Origin of the sequence: Ancylobacter sp. (genome assembly GCF_965279025.1) — a bacterium.
Lineage (GTDB): Bacteria > Pseudomonadota > Alphaproteobacteria > Rhizobiales > Xanthobacteraceae > Ancylobacter.
In genome coordinates this window covers 67,590-84,239 of the sequence record NZ_OZ257132.1, presented here as the reverse complement: position 1 = coordinate 84,239, position 16,650 = coordinate 67,590, and the positions used below count along the sequence as shown (strand labels likewise).

At 67.8% G+C, this 16,650-nt stretch carries 16 protein-coding genes; 4 read left to right on the top strand and 12 right to left on the bottom strand.

Annotation, left to right across the window (positions count from 1 at the left end):
* Positions 1-909 carry an SMP-30/gluconolactonase/LRE family protein gene (locus ACQY76_RS00345; protein WP_428030944.1) on the top strand — a complete coding sequence of 303 codons (909 nt, stop codon included), beginning with the start codon at positions 1-3 and terminating at the stop codon, positions 907-909.
* A gap of 92 nt (positions 910-1,001) precedes the next feature.
* Here the strand turns inward: ACQY76_RS00345 and ACQY76_RS00340 are convergent, their stop codons facing one another.
* The 10 genes from ACQY76_RS00340 to ACQY76_RS00295 form a co-directional block, all read right to left on the bottom strand.
* Positions 1,002-2,330, bottom strand: a complete 1,329-nt coding sequence (locus ACQY76_RS00340) for an MFS transporter (protein ID WP_428030943.1) — start codon at positions 2,328-2,330, stop codon at positions 1,002-1,004.
* 69 nt (positions 2,331-2,399) lie between these two features.
* On the bottom strand, positions 2,400-3,350 hold the full coding sequence (locus tag ACQY76_RS00335; protein WP_428030942.1) for a PDR/VanB family oxidoreductase: 951 nt from the start codon (positions 3,348-3,350) through the stop codon (positions 2,400-2,402).
* A gap of 7 nt (positions 3,351-3,357) precedes the next feature.
* On the bottom strand, positions 3,358-3,852 hold the full coding sequence (locus ACQY76_RS00330; RefSeq protein WP_428030941.1) for an MOSC domain-containing protein: 495 nt from the start codon (positions 3,850-3,852) through the stop codon (positions 3,358-3,360).
* A 10-nt stretch (positions 3,853-3,862) separates the two neighbouring features.
* Entirely contained in the window at positions 3,863-4,249 is a 387-nt protein-coding gene (locus ACQY76_RS00325; protein ID WP_428030940.1) for a Rid family detoxifying hydrolase, read from the bottom strand.
* Positions 4,250-4,312: 63 nt separating this feature from the next.
* On the bottom strand, positions 4,313-4,918 hold the full coding sequence (locus ACQY76_RS00320; RefSeq protein WP_428030939.1) for a helix-turn-helix domain-containing protein: 606 nt from the start codon (positions 4,916-4,918) through the stop codon (positions 4,313-4,315).
* Positions 4,919-5,088: 170 nt separating this feature from the next.
* Positions 5,089-6,417 carry an LLM class flavin-dependent oxidoreductase gene (locus tag ACQY76_RS00315; protein WP_428030938.1) on the bottom strand — a complete coding sequence of 443 codons (1,329 nt, stop codon included), beginning with the start codon at positions 6,415-6,417 and terminating at the stop codon, positions 5,089-5,091.
* A gap of 96 nt (positions 6,418-6,513) precedes the next feature.
* The gene (locus ACQY76_RS00310; protein WP_428030937.1) at positions 6,514-6,804 is read right to left on the bottom strand and encodes a hypothetical protein; all 291 of its coding nucleotides are present in this window, start codon (positions 6,802-6,804) and stop codon (positions 6,514-6,516) included.
* A 37-nt stretch (positions 6,805-6,841) separates the two neighbouring features.
* The gene (locus ACQY76_RS00305) at positions 6,842-8,317 is read right to left on the bottom strand and encodes a sodium:solute symporter family transporter (protein ID WP_428030936.1); all 1,476 of its coding nucleotides are present in this window, start codon (positions 8,315-8,317) and stop codon (positions 6,842-6,844) included.
* A 43-nt stretch (positions 8,318-8,360) separates the two neighbouring features.
* A complete protein-coding gene (locus ACQY76_RS00300; protein WP_428030935.1) occupies positions 8,361-8,864 on the bottom strand; it encodes a flavin reductase family protein in 504 nt (167 codons plus the stop codon).
* Positions 8,865-9,114: 250 nt separating this feature from the next.
* Positions 9,115-10,149 carry an LLM class flavin-dependent oxidoreductase gene (locus ACQY76_RS00295; RefSeq protein ID WP_428030934.1) on the bottom strand — a complete coding sequence of 345 codons (1,035 nt, stop codon included), beginning with the start codon at positions 10,147-10,149 and terminating at the stop codon, positions 9,115-9,117.
* Positions 10,150-10,574: 425 nt separating this feature from the next.
* Here ACQY76_RS00295 and ACQY76_RS00290 point away from each other — a divergent pair, with 425 nt between their 5' ends.
* Positions 10,575-11,471, top strand: coding sequence for a LysR family transcriptional regulator (locus tag ACQY76_RS00290; protein WP_428030933.1), 897 nt, complete (start codon positions 10,575-10,577; stop codon positions 11,469-11,471).
* 19 nt (positions 11,472-11,490) lie between these two features.
* On the opposite strand, the gene ACQY76_RS00285 is transcribed toward ACQY76_RS00290, so the two are convergent.
* Together ACQY76_RS00285 and ACQY76_RS00280 are read right to left on the bottom strand one after the other, a co-directional pair.
* Positions 11,491-12,699: an AGE family epimerase/isomerase gene (locus tag ACQY76_RS00285; protein WP_428030932.1), complete on the bottom strand. Its 1,209-nt coding sequence runs from the start codon at positions 12,697-12,699 to the stop codon at positions 11,491-11,493.
* A gap of 55 nt (positions 12,700-12,754) precedes the next feature.
* Entirely contained in the window at positions 12,755-14,314 is a 1,560-nt protein-coding gene (locus ACQY76_RS00280) for a UxaA family hydrolase (RefSeq protein ID WP_428030931.1), read from the bottom strand.
* A gap of 57 nt (positions 14,315-14,371) precedes the next feature.
* Here ACQY76_RS00280 and ACQY76_RS00275 point away from each other — a divergent pair, with 57 nt between their 5' ends.
* Both ACQY76_RS00275 and ACQY76_RS00270 read left to right on the top strand, forming a co-directional pair.
* Positions 14,372-15,163 carry a GntR family transcriptional regulator gene (locus ACQY76_RS00275; protein WP_428030930.1) on the top strand — a complete coding sequence of 264 codons (792 nt, stop codon included), beginning with the start codon at positions 14,372-14,374 and terminating at the stop codon, positions 15,161-15,163.
* A complete protein-coding gene (locus ACQY76_RS00270) occupies positions 15,160-16,650 on the top strand; it encodes a mannitol dehydrogenase family protein (RefSeq protein ID WP_428030929.1) in 1,491 nt (496 codons plus the stop codon). The genes ACQY76_RS00275 and ACQY76_RS00270 overlap by 4 nt, the downstream gene beginning before the upstream one ends.

Sequence of the window (16,650 nt, the reverse complement as noted above, 5' to 3'; positions counted from 1 at the left end):
ATGACCACCCGCGAACCGTCTTCCCCGCGCCCGGCCGTCCGGGTCGCGGCGCAGACCGGCGATGTTCTCGGCGAATCGCCGCTGTGGCATCCCGTGGATGGCTGCCTGTATTGGCTCGATCTCGCCGGCGCCCGTCTGCACCGCATGGACATGGCCGGCCGCGTCGACACGCGCCGCGTCGACCGTCCGCCGCCCTTGGGCGCCATCGTCGCGGGCCCGGCCGCCGGCCGCCTCGTCCTCAGCGCGTCGGATGGCGTGTGGCTGTATGATTGGGCACGCGAGGCGCTGACGCCGCTCTGCCATCCAGAAGCGGGGCGCAGCGGCATCGGCTACAATGACGCGAAGGTCGACCGCTGGGGCCGTCTGTGGATCGGCACCAGCGATCTCGCCGAGCGCGATCCGCGCGGCGCACTATGGTGCTGGGTGCCCGGAAGCGAGCCGGTACTGGCCGATACCGGCTTCACCGTGGTGAACGGACCGGCCTTCTCGCCGGATGGCCGAACGCTTTATCTCAGCGACAGCCTCGCCCGCCGGGTGCTGGCCTATGATCTCGGTCCTGAGAGGGGAGAGCTCCACAACCGCCGGGTCTTTGCCGAGATGGAGGCGGACGAGGGGTATCCCGATGGGCTGACGGTGGACGCCGAGGGCGGGGTGTGGGTGGCCCATTGGGATGGCTGGCGCGTCACCCGCTTCGCGCCCGACGGCGAGCGCACGCTCATCGTGCCGCTTCCGGCGCCGCGCATCACCAGCGTCGCCTTTGGCGGCGAAGACCTCGCCACGCTGTTCGTCACCAGCGCCCGGCTGGAACTCGCCGGCCCCATGCTGGAAGCGGCGCCACTTTCCGGCGCGCTGTTCGCGGTGAGCGCGGGCTTCACGGGGCTGCCCGAAACGCCGCTGGCGCTTTCATGAGAGGACGCGGGCGCGTCCGTCACGCCTTTCCCGCCAACCCGCCGATAAAGGTGGCGCGTTGACGGGATCGTGGCGATGACGGGCGCGTGTCGTCAGTCGATCTTCTTGCCGGCGGTTTCCGGGGCGAAGAAGGTCGCGGTGACGGTGATGAGCGCCAGCGCGATGAGATAGATCGAGATCGGCCAGGTGGCACCGCTCCACGCCAGCAGCGCCGCGGCGATCATTGGCGTGAAGCCGCCGCTCAGCGCCGCGCCGACCTGGAAGCCCAGCGACGCGCCGGTGTAGCGCAGCCGGGCGTCGAACAGTTCCGACATCCACGCCGCGCCGATGGCGAACATGATGCCTTGCCCAAGGCTGAGCGCGATCGCCACCGTTATGGCGATGATGGTCGGGTCCGCCGTGTCGAACAGCCAGAACAGCGGAAAGGCGAAGAGGATGGAGAAGGCGCAGGCGAAGAAGAACATCACCCGCCGCCCGTAGCGATCCGCCATCCAGCCGAAGAGCGGGATGGTGAACAGCTCGATGAAGGCGGCGATGAGCAGGCCGTTCAGGATGACGCTGCGCGGCAGGCCGAGCTTCACGGTGACGTAGGAGATCGAGAACACCGTCACAACGCTGACATAGCCGATCTCGGAGACCTTGAGGCCGACGGCGGTCAGGAAGGTGCGGGGATGCTGGGTGAGGATTTCCATCACCGGCAGCTTCGCCACGGTGTTCTGCTTCTTCACCCGCTGGAAGGCCGGCGTTTCGTGCAGGCGCAGGCGGATGAACAGGCCCACTCCCACCAGCAAGGCGCTGGCCCAGAACGGGATGCGCCAGCCCCAACTGAGGAAGTCGCTTTCCGGCAATTGGGTGGCGAGGGCGAAGACGCCGATGGAGGAGAGCACGCCGAGCGGATAGCCGAGCTGCACGATGCTGCCGAAGAAGCCGCGCCTTTTGTCGGGCACGCTTTCCACCACCATCAGCACCGCGCCGCCCCATTCGCCGCCGATGCCGAGACCCTGCACCAGGCGCAGAATGACGAGAAGGATGGGTGCCCAGATTCCGATCTGGTCATAGGTGGGCAGGCAGCCGATGAGGAAGGTGCCGACGCCCATGATGATGATGGTCAGAGACAGCATCGCCTTGCGGCCGAGCTTGTCGCCGAAATGGCCGAAGATCGCCCCGCCGAGCGGGCGGGCGAGAAAGCCGACGGCATAGGAGCCGAAGGCGGCGATGGTGCCCACGACGGGATCGAAGCTGGGAAAGAACAGCTTGTTGAACACCAGCGCGGCGGCGGTGCCGTAGATGAGGAAATCGTACCACTCCACCGTGGTGCCGATGACGCTCGACCAAACGACCTTGCGCCGTTCAGCCGGGGAAAGCGCCCCGGAGGGCTCGGCCGACATCTGCGTGTCGGCCGCCAGGGTTGAAATCGACATGCTCGCCCAGCTCCATTTTAGTGGATGAAATTCCAGTAAAATGGAAGCAAGCCGCGTGCCAAGCGCCGCTCAGAGGTCGAGCGTGACCCCGACGCGCGCCCGCGACACGCAGGGCGTCATCTTCTCCTGCCGGTCGCGCAGGCTCAGCAGGCTGTCGCGGTGGATCACCACGCCGTCGCGATAGCCGCAGATGCAGGCGCCGCACACGCCGAGCTCGCAGGAGGAGGGCATGGCGACACCGTTTTCGCGCAGCACGTCGAGTGCCGAGCGGTCGGCCGGAACGCGCAGCGTCCGCCCGGTGGAGGCGACGGTGATGTCGAAGGGCTCCGGCTTGAAGTTCTCGTCGAAGACGGGCTGGAACACCTCGGTATGGTAGCGGTCCGGCTCCCACCCGATCTGCTCGGCTGCCGCGCGCACGGCGCCGTTCAGCCCCGCCGGACCGCAGACATAGAGATGCGCCCCCGGCTCATATGCGGCCGCGACGAGGGCACCGAGATCGGCCGGGCTCTCATCGTCGAAATGGGTGTGCAGCCGCGGGCCGAATGCACGCTCCAGCTCCGCCAGCAGCGGCGCGTGGCGACGCGCGCGGGCGAAGAAATGCAGCGCGAAATCCTCGCCCCGGTAGTGGGCCTCGCGGGCCAGCGCCGCCAGCGGGGTGACGCCGATGCCGCCCGCCATGAAGATGTGCCGCCCGGCGCCTTCCGCGAGCGCGAAATTGTTGCGCGGCGACGCGCAGTGAACCGTGCCGCCGACCGCCAGCTGGTCGTGGATCCAGTCGGACCCGCCCCGCCCGCCGCGCTCGCGCTTGATCGCGACGCGGTACAGCGAGCGGTCGCGCGGGTCGCCGCACAGCGAATATTGCCGGATCTTGCCATCCGGCAGATGCAGGTCGACATGCGCGCCGCCTTCCCACGCCGGAAGCGCCGGCCGGCGCGGATGCCGCAGAGACAGCACCACCACGTCCGGCGTTTCCTCGACGCGCTCGACGATGTCGAGCTTCATGATCATGCGTGCGCTCATGAAGGGCTTACTCGTCCAGCGGCTCGATGGCGTCTCCCGGCCGGATGACGCCGCCGCTCTCGATGGAGCAGTTGAGCCCGGAGCGGTTGTAGAGCGGCAGGAACACCGGCTCGCCGAGCAGTTCCTCCAGATATTTGCAGGGGAAGTTCAGCCGGCCGCCGCGCAGGATGGTCTCGCCCACCCGAAAACGCTTGCCCACCAGATGGTTGAGAGGCACGCCGCGCGTGGTGAGGTTGCGGCGGTGGTCGATCGGGGCGAGGTCGATCGGGCCGCTCTGCAGCGGCGGGTCGTTCTTGGCGAGCGCCTCGAGCGCCTCGATCTCGATGAGCGTGACCTCGCGGATATCGGGCTTGGGCGAATAGGTGCCGGTGCCGAGGAAGTAGCGGTCGCCCTCGATTCCCTTGCCGGCGACGAGGCGCGCTTCCTGCAGTTCCTCCATCTCGTGGGAGGCCGCCGGGGCGATGTGAATGTGCAGCAGGATGCCGCCTTTCCAGTCCGTCATCGTCCGCTCCTCACGCCTGTTCGACGAGCGCGATGCACTCGATCTCGACCAGAACGTCGCGCGGCAGGCGGGCGACCTCGATGGTGGAGCGGGCGGGCAGCGCTTCACCGAACGTGCCGGCATAGACCGCGTTCATCGCGGCGAAGTCATTCATGTCCTTGAGGAAAACCGTGGTCTTCACCACGCTGGCGGCGGAAGCGCCGGCGGCGATCAGCACCGCGTCGACATTGGCCAGCGACTGGCGGGTCTGCGCTTCGATGCCGTCGGGGATGTTGCCGTCAAGGTCCAGTGGCAACTGCCCGGCGACGAAGACGAGACCGCCGGCGCGGATCGCCTGGGAGTAGGGGCCCGCCGCCTTGGGCGCCGAGGGGGTGCTGATGATGGTGCGGGCAGGCATACGCGGTTTGCTCCTTTAGAAAGAAGCAAATAGTGGAATAAATTCCACCCAAGGGAAAGCCCCTTATCCGCGCAGGCCCGAGCTGTTGATGATCAAAAAATACTCACACTCGCCGGCGCCCAGATTGGTGAACTGGTGCGTCTCATGCGCCTGGAAATACAGCGCGTCGCGCGGCTCCAACTGGACGCGGCGGGAACCGACCCGCGCTTCGAGCCGTCCCTTGAGCACGTAGATATACTCCTCGACGCCGCGCCGATGGGCAACGAACTCGCCGCTGGTGCCGTGCGGCGGCAGGGTGTTCAGCACCCAGTCCACCCCGCGCCCGGGCAGCACCGGCGAGATGCAGCGGCGCTGATAACCGGAGACGGCATCGCTGAGGATCGGCTGGCGGTCGGCGGGGATCACGACGATCTCGCTTTCCACCGGATGCGCCACCATGAGCTGGGAAAAGGTGGTGCCGAGCGCTTCGGCAAGGCGCGAAAGCGTGCCGGTCGAGGGAACGGTCTCGCCGCGCTCGACCTTGGAGATCATCGAGCGGCTGACACCGGACAGCGCGCTCAGCGTTTCGAGAGAAAGCTGCCTCTCCTTGCGATGGCGGCGCAGTTCCGCGGCGAGGATACGGAGCTGATCGGAAACGCTCTCCTCGATCTCCTCCTGCTCAGTAAGCACGGCACGACTCCCGTTTCGACAGCCTCACTCCCATGCCGCGTCATACCAGCAAATCGGGCGGCGTGCGATCAGGCGCCGCGCCGGAAAAGGAGCGTGTGGCGGCCGCCTGCGGGCAGGGTCGGCCACCACGGGGTCGAGGGCCGGAAGCGGTTGCCGGCGCGTGCCCGGCCTCAATGCTCCAGCAGGTTGTCGCGCAGCGTGCTGCCCTGATAGCGCGTGCGCATGCGGCCGCGCCGCTGCAGTTCCGGCACGACGAGATCGACGAATTCCTCGAAGCAGCCCGGCGTGTAGGTGGCCGCCAGCATGAAGCCGTCGGCGCCGCCCTCGTCCATATAGTGCTCGATCTGGTCGGCGATGTCGGCGGCGGTGCCGACCGCGACCGGCATGCCCATGCCCTGCGCATAGATCATCGCCGCCTCCTTCACCGTCACCGGCGCACCGCCCTTGGCATAGATGATGGAATCGAACAGCCCCTGAATGCCGGGCACCTCGATGTTCTGCACGATGGCGTCGGGTTCGAACTTGGAGAAATCCAGCCCGAAATGGCCGGACATCCAGGCCAGAGCGCCCTCGGGCGGGATGCAGGCGCGGATGCGCTCGTATTTCTCCTGAGCCTCGCTGCGCGTGTCGGCGACCACGGTCTGCAGGCCGTAGATCAGCTTCACCGAGCCCGGGGCGCGGTTATAGGTTCCCGACAGCCGCGCGTTGAGGTCGGCGGCGTAGCCCTTCATCCGGTCGACATTGGGATGCACGGCGAAGATCGCCTCGGCATGCTTGGCGGCGAAATCGCGTCCCTGGCCCGAGGAGCCGGCCTGCCACAGCACCGGCCGGCCCTGCGGGGAGGGGGCGCAGAAATGCCGGCCATTGCATTTGTAGTATTTGCCTTCGTGCGAGACGACCTTGACCTTGGAGGGATCGGCATAGATGCCGGATTCCTTGTCGGCGATGATGGCGTCCGGCTCCCAGGAATCCCAGAGCTTGTAGCAAAGCTCCATATACTCTTCGAGCCGCTCATAGCGGCCGCTGCGGTCGGTCATCGCCTGGCCATAGGCGTCCCACTCGCTCTTGGAATAGGACGAGACGATGTTCCACGCCACCCGGCCGGAGGAGAGGTGGTCGAGGCTGGAGAGCCGCCGGCACATCGAATAGGGGTGCTCGAAGGCGGTCGACAGCGTCACGCCGACGCCGAGGTGCTTGGTGGCCCCGGTGATGATCGGCACGATGGTGGAGGGCTCATGCGTCGGGCACTGCACCGCCCATTTGACGATGGAATCCGAGCTGTCCTCATGGGTGTTGTAGGGGGCCAGCTCGTCGGCGATGAACATCGCGTCGAAGAAGCCGCGTTCCATGGTCCGCGCCATGTGCTGCCAATATTCCGGCCGCGCGAAGTTCCACTCGATCTTGTCCCGCGTGTGCCGCCACATGCCGGTGGCATGGCTGTTCACGCCGTGCTGGATGAAGCCGAGGAGATGGGCGTGCTTCTTGGTCGCTGTCGTCATGGTCGGGCCTCGCACCTGAAAGGACATGAAACGGGCATGGCCGTGCGGTGACGGCCATGCGTAATGTTCGGAGGGAAACGGCCGGAGAGGCCTGTTTCAGACGCTGGGGCGCTCGACGAAGAAGGCAATGCCGATGCCCGCCGCCGTGCCCAGAACCAGCAACGGCCCGGCATAGATCCACATCGGGGCGACGCCGGCGAGGGCGATGAAGCTTGCCGACAGCACCACCGAGACGGCGGCCATGCCGACATAATTATAGGGCGGCACGTCGGTGGGCTCGGGCTTGCCGCGCCTGTACTCAAGAACCGCGTTCCGCACGCCCCGCGAAAAGCCGGCGAGGAAGAGGACAGTCGCCGCTATGCCGAGGACGACAATGAGTGTGTACATGTTCGTTCCTTCCTGAAGAGGGTGTGACAGCGCTGTTTCACTCGGCCCCGGGAACCGGGCTGGCGATCTCGTCGCTCACCCGCCGCAGGCTGGTGACGTCGAAATCCTTGCCGCCCAGCAAGCCGCAGACGAACACTGTGAGGCCGCCAATGGCGACGATGGAAAGCGTTCCCGCCAGTTCGCCGACGAATTCGTAGATCGGCATGCCGATGGCGATGGAGGCGACGATGCCGCCGACAAAGCCCAGCGTGTTGGTCCTCGGCCACAGGATGGCGAAGACGAGGGGCAGCAGGATCGAGGTCTTCAGCGCGTAGGTGGTGAGCACCAGCGTGGTGAAGTCGACGCCCGACAGCACGATGACCGTGGCGACGAGCCCGCCCAGCAGCACCGAGATCTTGGTGATCGGGAACAGGAGCCGCTCGGAAATGCTCGGGAAATAGCGCTTCACGATGTCGACCGCGACGATCGACGACAGGGCCGAGGAGGCACCGTCAATGGTGGAGTAGCAGGCGGCGAGGATCACCAGCACGTAGAGCAGGACGAGGGTGAGCGGCAGCCCGATATGCGAGACGATGTAGGGCCCCACCGCCGCGATGTCGCCGCCGAAATCAGCCGGCGTCAGGCCATAGGCGATGCCGACGAGGCCGAGCATGCCGAGGCAGATCGGGATCGGGTAGAACAGCGCGCCGGCCCAGAGGAAGGTGCGCCCGACGTCGCGGCTCTTGATCGCCCACACCTTCTGCCAGAACGTCTGGTCGGAAACGGTGGCCGCCAGCAGGCCGAAGGCGAGGGTGATGCCGAAGCCGGCCGCCGCCTCGGGGCGCAGTACCGAGAGATATTCCGGCCCGACCGTCTGGACCGCCCCGAACACCGCGTCGGCGCCGCCCGGAATGGTGGCGAACACCGCCGCAACCACGATGGCCGCCGGCACGGTGATCATCAGGGTGTTGAGCGTGCCGGTCATCACGCTGGTCCACAGACCGCCGAAATAGGAATAGGTGAGCACGCAGACGATGCCGACCACGGTCGCCACCCGCCAGTCGATGCCGAACACGGTGGAAACGACCAGCGAGGTTCCCTTCAGGTTGATCAGGATCTCCAGCACGATGCCGAAGATCATGGTCAGCGTGACGATGCCGGTCGCCACCTTGGATTTCGAGAAGCGGTACTGGATGAATTCCGAGATCGTGTAGCCCTCCGGCATGTTCCGCCGGAGTACCCGCGCGAACGGGATCATCGCCATGACGGCGAAGCCATTGGGCACCACGAACCAGAACAGGCCCGACAGCCCCCACTGGAAGGTCATGGCGGAGCTCATCATCACCGCCATGGCCCAGGTCCATACCGAGATGACGGAGGCGACGCCGAAGCCGAAGCCGACGCGCCGGTCGGCGATGATGAAGTCGTGCGTGTTGCGCACGAGCAGCAGCTTCACCGCGTAGGAAAGCGCCAGCGAGAAAAGCCCCAGCCCGATCATCGAGGCGAAGCCGAGCGTAGGCGTGAGACTCGGCATAGACGCAAATACTGATTTGTCCATTGCGATATTCTCCGCAGGGTTAGAGGCTGTGGGGCAGTCTGTGATAGGTTCTCTTGCAGTAGAGAAGCGGCTCGCCATCGCTCGATGCTTGCGCCTGCGCGACATCGCACAGCACGATGGTGTGGTCGCCCGAGGGGATCATCTCCGCAACGGTCGCCGCTATCTGTCCGATGGCCCCGTCGAGCACGGGCGCGTGGCTTATGTCCGGGGAAAGACCGACATCGTCATAGCCATGATCGCCGCGAAAGCTGCGGGCGAAGCGTTCCGAGAGCACCTGTTGCTCGGCGTGCAGCACCGAGATGCCGATCGGCATGCCGGGCAGCAGGAACGAATGGCTGTCGCTGGAGCGCGACAGGCAGAGCAGTACCCGCAGGGGCGCCAGCGACACCGATGTCACCGATGTCGCGGTGAAGCCGTGGACGCGCCCATCCTTCCAGAACGAGACGACGCACACGCCGGAAGCGAGCCGGCTGAACACATCCTTGAAGCTGCGGGTGATGTCGTGCGGGGGCTCGGTCATCATGCCCATCTCACGTCTCGCCCTTCGCCGCGAGGACCGCCGGCCGGCGGATCGCCGGCGCAGTGTGAGGCGGCCGGCGGCGCGGCAGGGAGCGCGCCCGCAGCGCCGCAAAGCCAGGCTCCGGCAGCACTGGCAACGCTCCCGGCGCCAAGGGTCGCGTCGGATCCGGCGCCCTTCCGGGGGGTGATAAAGAGAAGAGCATGGGTGGCCTCACCGAGTGGTCTATATATTCTGTAGACAATTAGCCAAGATCTCACTTCACTGCAACTTCGAGCGGTCGCGCGGTTCGCAGCGGGCGTATGACGTGCTTCATGAAGGGCCCGGCATCGCGCATCGGGTCGTCGAACTGGCACACGATACGGTTGACGCCGAGGGCCTCCAGCGTCGGAATGCGCTGGCGGATATCGTCGAACGAGCCGATCAGCCCGAGTTCAAAGCCGGCATTGGAATCGACCATCTGGTCTTCGCTGAGCGAGGCCCAGGCGGCGGCTCCCGAGGCGCCGATCACCTCGCGGAAGAAGGCGATGGTCTCCGGGTTCCGGCGCGCGACCACGGATTTCCAGCGCTGCCGCGCCTGCTCGGTGGTGTCGGTGGCGATGACATAGGCGTTGACCGCGACCAGAACCTCGCGGCCCCACCGGTTGGCCTCCTGCCGGACATTGTCGATGTGCCGCTTCAACGCCTCGTCGCCCATGCCGTTCAGGAAGACGCAATCGCCCCACTCGGCCGCCATGCGTATGGCGCGGTCCGAATGTCCGGCGATCCAGACTTCCGGCAGCGCGGCGGGGTCGAGGCCATAGCTGGGCGCTTCCTCAACGCCCCCGGCCTCGGCGGGCGGGTTGAACAGCCCGTGCAGCGAGCGCAGGAACGCGGCGGCGCGGTCATAGCGGCCATCATGGTCAAGCCATTCCACGCCGGAGAGCTCGAACTCCTCCTGCCACCAGCCGCATACGATGTTCATGCCCAGCCGGCGCTCGGAAATCCGCGACAGCGTGTCCAGCATGCGGGCGACCAGGAAAGGCGAGCGGAAGCCCGGCTTCACGGCGCCGCACAGCCCCACCTTGTTGGTCACGGCGGCGATGGCGGCGAGGATGGTCCAGGCATCGGCGACGCTCTCGCGCGGGCCGTGGATGCAGTTGAGCAAATTCTCCGACGCGTAGAGGAAGTCGAAGCCGAGTGCCTCCGCCTGCTGCGCAATGGCGAGACAGGACGCCACGTCCGGCCCGGTGGGCGCATCGTGCGAGCGCAGCCATCCGCCATATACGGGAAGCCAGATGCCGATTTCCATGTGTCCACTCACCGTTCTTCCTGCGACGCGACCGCCCCGGCGATGCCGGGCGTGCCGCCGGAGGAGAAGACGAACCAGGTTCGCCCGTCTTCCCATGGCTGCTGCGGTCTCGCCCCTTAATGGCAAGCGGTGCGCCAAGAATCCGATGGCGGTGGCAAAACAACGATTTGATGAAAATTCGTGCAGTAATGGATGGTTGTGGTCAGATAAATGACTATAATATTCGCATAATGCAGTAAGCTATATATTCAATTCATGGCTGCGAAGTATTATTAATATCGTGACGGCAACATCATCTCGCTCAGCCGCGAAGATGAATTGGGCTCATCGTGGCGGCAGGCGCTGAGCGATTTGGAAGCAGCGCCGGCAGGGCGTGGTCCGAATTTGAACCGCCAGCGCGACGCCCGCCAATCGGGCGGGCCGTCATGCCGGTAGCCGGCGAGGGGAGAGCTGCGGTGACCTTCGAGCAGATGAAGATTTTCCTGGAGGCGGCCCATTATGGCAGCTTCACCCATGCCGCCGAGCAGCTCGGCATTACCCAGTCCGCCGTCAGCGTCTGCATCAAGAAGCTGGAAGAAAAGCACGACGTCGCGCTGTTCGATCGTACGGGGCGCCGGCTTGTTCTCACCGAGGCCGGGCAGGTGCTGCTGAGCGAGGCCGAGCGCATCCTGCGCGATGTCGAACTCACCATCGTGCGCATCGAGAGCCGCCGCCCCGTCGACAGCTTCGCCATCGTGGCCTGCACCGGCCACGCCTATGATCATTGGATGCCGGAGATGGCGGCAGCGGGCGGCGAGGACTTTCCCGGCATAAGGCTGCTGCGCACGCAGGCCGACGACGTGCCGGCCCTTGTCATGCGCGGCAGCGCGGATGCGGGCATCACCAGCGTGATGCCGAGCCACCCGCAGTTCCGCCTGACGCGCCTGTTCGCCGACACGCTGGTCGTCTGCGCGTCGCCGGCGCTCGCCCGGCGCCTGCCGGCCGATACCGGCTGGCGCGAACTGGCCGAGCACGCCCCGCTGCTCTGGGAACAGAGCGACCTGACGCCGACGATCACGGCGGGGCTGACCGCGCAGCGGCTCGACCCCGCCCGCCTTCTCGATCCGAAGCTGCGGCTCACGTCCAGCCTGGCGGTTGTCTCCGCCGTGAAGGGTGGGCGCCACCTGGCCATCCTGCCGGAGCGGGCGGTGAGCGCGCATCTGGAAGCGGGCCGTCTGGCGCGGGTCGGGAATCTGGCGATCCCGCTCCCCTACTGGATGTTCGCCCTGCGCGAGCGCGACATGGACGCGCTGGCGGCCCAGATCGCGCGCCGCGCCGGCTGAGCCCGCCGGGTCGAAAGGGCTAGCGGTCGAACAGCACGCTGTTCCCGGCGAAGGCGCCCTCCCGCCTCTGGCTGTAGGCGGCAAGCGCGGGCAGCAGGTGATAGAGAACGCGCAGCGGTATCTCGTCGCTTGCCGCGCCGCCCTCGGCATCCGTCTCGTTGATCCAGAGCCCGTTGAGCGGGTCGAGGTGGTGTTCGAACAGACGTCGCGCGGCAAGGTCCGCCAATGGCCTCGCCGCCGCGTCGTCGCCGGCTTCCATCTCCAGCGAGGCCCGCAGCACTTCCGTCAGCGGCCAGAGCGGGCGGCGTGTGCCGATAGGCCGACGGGCGGCGTCGAGGGCGTTCGGCAGCGGCGTGTAGGGCGTGCGGCCGAGCGGCTCGGCGATCAGCGCGCTGCCGAACTGGTAGAGCCGGCTGCCCAGCGCCTGCGCGCGCGCCGAGCCGGACATGCGGCCATAGCGGCCCAGCATCCACGACCATTCAAACTGATGGCCGATCTCGCAAGCCGCTCCCATCGTGCCGCCCGCCCGGCTCCAATCGGCCGCGTACCACTCGGCGATGCTGCCCTCGGCAGCGATGAGCCGCTGCTCCACAAGGTCGAGGATCGCCTCGCAGCGGCGCTCCCACCCGGTGCCCGGCTGCAGCCGCGCCAGGATCTGGCACGCCTCGAACAGGTGCATGTGCGGGAACTGGCGCCGGAGCGCGCCGTCGACGCCGGTGTCGCGGTAGCCCCCTTGCGGATGGGCCAGCCGGCCGTCGAGATCGTCGGCGATGCCCGCGATGAGGGCGAGCACCTCGTCGGCGCCGAAGGCCCCGGCATAGCCCGCCAAAGCGAGGAGCACGAAGGCCAGCTCGTACAGATCCGCCTCGGCCGGCGCCGGCTCCCCCTCAGCCACCGGGCGATGGGCAAACCGCCCGTCCGCCAGCCGGCAGGCCTCGCGCAGGAAGGTGAGGCCGTGCGCCGCCGCCACCCGGCAGGCGTCGCCGCCGGCCAGTTCATGGCCGAGGCTGAAAGTGTAGACGAGGCGGGCGGTGACAAGGGTGGTCTGCGGCGAGGAAAGGGGCCGCCCATCCTGCCCCACCGCCTCGATATAGCCGGGCTGCCCGCCTTCCAGCGCGCGGGCGGCCCATAGCGGCAAAAAGCGGTCGGTGAGCCATACGGAAAGAGGGCGTGGAAGCGCGCGCGCCGAAGGGGCGGGGGCGCGATCAGGCTGGGCGAAGGGCATCATGGGTGAGCGGGTACTACCAGAAGCGCACGCGCGGAAGAGGGATGAGGTTCGCCGCTCACATCACGGCGCCGATCTGCCACGGCACGAATTCCGCCTCGCCATAGCCGAGGCATTCGGAGCGCGTGCGCTCGCCGGACGCGACGCGCAGCAGGGCATCGAAGATCTGCCGCCCCTTGGTCTCCAGCGAGACGCCTTCGAGCATGTCGCCGCAATTGATGTCCATGTCGTCGCTCATCCGGCGGTACATCTCGCTATTGGTGGCGAGCTTCAGCGACGGCACCGGCTTGCAGCCGAAGGTCGAGCCGCGTCCCGTGGTGAAGCAGATGATGTTGGCGCCGCCCGCCACCTGTCCGGTCGCGGAAACGGGATCGAAGCCCGGCGTGTCCATGAAGACCAGTCCGTGCGTGCGCACCGGCTCGGCATATTCGTAGACCGCCTGAAGCGCGGCGTGGCCGCTCTTGGCGACGGCCCCGAGCGACTTCTCCAGAATGGTGCTGAGCCCGCCCGCCTTGTTGCCCGGGGAGGGGTTGTTGTTCATCTCGGCGCCGTTCCGCACCGTGTAGTCCTCCCACCAGCGCAGCCTCTCCATCAGCCGGTCGCCGATGCCGGGCGCGCGGGCGCGGCGCACCAGCAGGTGCTCGGCGCCATAGATCTCGGGCGTCTCCGAAAGGATCGAGGTGCCGCCATCCTGCACCAGCAGATCGGAGGCGAAGCCGAGCGCCGGATTGGCGGTGAGCGCCGAATAGCCGTCCGACCCGCCGCATTGCAGGCCGAGAACCAGTTCGCTGGCCGACCGTGTCGTGCGCCGGGCGGCCGCCGCGCGTGGCAGCATCTCGCGCACCGTGCCGACGATCTGGTCCACCGTGCGGCGCGTGCCGCCGGTTTCCTGAATGGTGAGCGTGCGGAAGCCGTCGCTTTCCTGGACGCCGAACTGCTGCTTCATGCGGGCGATCTGCAGCACTTCGCAGCCGAGCCCGACCATGATGACGGCGGCGAAATTGGGATGGCAGGCATAGCCCCACTGGGTGCGGCGCAGCACCTCGAACCCTTCGCCGCGCTCGGCGAGGCCACAGCCGGTGCCGTGAATGATCGGCACCACGCCGTCAATGCCGGGATAGGCTTCGAGCAGGCCCGAGCGCGTGATGGCATCTGCGGCGAAGCGGGCGACGGAGGCGGCGCAGTTCACCGAGGTGAGGATGCCGATATAGTTGCGCGTTCCCGTGCGCCCGTCGCTGCGCCGGTAACCCTGGAAGGTGGAGGGAATGCAGGCCGCATGCCCGCTTCCCCCATGCGCGCCCTCGGCCGCGCGTGCGGGGAATTGCATGTCGCAAACAGGCAGGGCGGTGGCGCTGATATTGTGGACATGCACCCATTCGCCCGGCGCGATGTCGCAGGTCGCGAGCCCGATCGGCTGGCCGAACTTCAGCAGCGCCTGCCCGCTCATCACCCGGCTGCGCGCCATCTTGTGCCCGCGCGGAATCCGGTCGCGCGCCACCACGCCCGCCGCAAGGTCGCCGCGCTCGATCGCGTCCACGGCGATGACGACATTGTCGGCATCGTCGAGGGCGATGGTGCGCGGTTCCGCCGGACGTGTGAAAGGGGAGAGGTCGCTCATCGCCAGCCGATCGGTTTGCGTTCTCTAATATGCTAATATATCAGTATGGACATGCCAATGGTGAAGAGTCCAGCCACCCCCACTCCGGCCCCGGCGCAGCCGCGCGGGCCGCTGCGCGCCATTCCCGCCTCGGCGCGGATCTACGACATGCTGCGCGAGTGCATCGTCGGCGGTGAGATGCTGCCCGGCGCCTCCGTGTCGGAGAAGGAACTGGCGGAGCGCCATCAGGTGAGCCGCACGCCGATCCGCGAGGCGCTGCTGCGGCTGGCCGAGGAGCGGCTGATCGACATCTTCCCCCAGCGCGGCACCTTCGTCTCCCGCATCAATGTCGAGGCCTTGCGCGACGGCATGGTCATTCGCGAGGCCCTGGAACGGGTCGCGGTGCGCCGGGCGTCGGCGCGGGTGAGCGACGCGGACATTGCCGAGCTGCGCCTCGTGCTCGACCGGCAGGAGATGAGCGAGCGCGCCCGCGACTGGGCCGGCTTCCATGCCGGCGACGAGGAATTCCACCGGCGCGTCGCCATCCTGTCCGGCCATCCCAATCTGTGGCGGGTGGCGCGGCAGGAAAAGGTGCAGATCGACCGCTGCCGTGTGCTGCATCTGCCGATGTCCGGCCGGCGCGAAATGGTGATGCAGGAGCACCGTGCCATTCTCGACGCGCTGGCTGCGCGCGACCCCGACGCCGCCGACCGCGCCATGGCCGAGCACCTCGGCAATGTGCTGCCCGGCCTCGACGAATTGCTGCGCGCCCGACCCGATTATTTCGAGGGCGGGGCGCAGAGCACGGCCGAGGGCGCGCCGGCCGCCATTCCCCTGCGCGCTAGCCGCAGCGGAGAGGCCGCGCGATGAGCGCCCCGTCGCTTCTGTCCGCCGCCACGCTGGGCCTGCGCGCCCCCGGCGTCGCCGCGCTTGCCTATGACCGCGCGCAGCAGCGCACCGGCATCGTGCATCTCGGCATCGGGGCCTTCCACCGCGCGCATCAGGCGGCCTTCGTCGACGAGCGGATGGCGGCTGGCGAGCGTGACTGGGCCATCCTTGGCGCCAGCCTGCGCTCGCCTGAGACGCGCGACGCCCTCGCGCCGCAGGATGGCCTCTACACGCTGGTCGAGCGCGACCCCTCCGGCGAGAAGGCGCGGATCATCGGCGCCGTCACCGGGCTGATGGTGGCGCCGGAAGCGCCGGAGGTTCTCGTCGCGGCGATGAGCGACCCGGCCGTGCGCATCGTCTCGCTCACCGTGACGGAGAAGGGCTATTGCCACGATCCGGCGACGGGGGATCTTCGCGAGGACCACCCCGACATCCTGCACGATCTCGCCATGCCGGGCGCGCCGCGCAGCGCGCCGGGGTTTCTCGTTGCCGCGCTGGCGCGTCGCCGCGCCGCCGGCATCCCGCCCTTCACCGTGCTGTGCTGCGACAATCTCCCCGCCAATGGGCGGCTCGTGCGCCGCGTGGTTTCCCGGCTGGCACGCCTGCGCGAGGCCGGCCTCGGCGGCTTCGTCGCCGATGAGGTCGCCTTTCCCTGCACCATGGTCGACCGCATCGTGCCGGCGACCACCCCGGCGGACCGCGCGGCGGTGGCGGCGCGGCTGGGGCTCACGGATGCGTGGCCGGTGGTGACCGAGCCGTTCCGCCAATGGGTGATCGAGGACGATTTCCCCATGGGGCGGCCGGCCTTCGAGGACGCGGGCGCCGAGCTTGTCACCAACGCCGCCCCCTATGAGGCGATGAAGCTGCGCCTGCTGAACGGGTCGCATTCGGCACTCGCCTATTTGGGATACCTCGCCGGCCACGAGACGGTGGCGCAGGCCATCGCCGCGCCGGGCTTCGCTCCCTTCATTCGCGGGCTGATGGACGACGAGGTCACCCCGACGCTGGACGTGCCGACGCAGACCGACCTTGCCGCGTATAAGGACGCGCTGCTGCAGCGCTTCGCCAATCCGGCGCTCAATCACCGGACATGGCAGATCGCCATGGACGGCTCGCAGAAGATTCCGCAGCGGCTGCTGGCGACGATCCGCGTTCGCCTTGCCGCCGGTGCGCCGATTTCCCGTCTCGCCCTCGCGCTCGCCGGCTGGATGCGCTTCGTCACCGGCATCGATGAGCAGGGCCGGGCGATCGACGTGCGCGACCCGCTGGCGGCGGGCCTGCGCGCCCTCGCCGATGCCGCCGGGCCGGTGCCCGACAGGCTGGTGCCGGCGCTGCTCGGCGTCCGCGAGATCTTCGGCAGCGACCTCGCCGACGACCCGCGCCTTGGGCGCCCCGTGCGCGCGGCGCTGACCGGTCTTTACCAAAGCGGCGCCGCGCGTGCGGTCGCCCAGTTCCAGCCGGAGACGTGA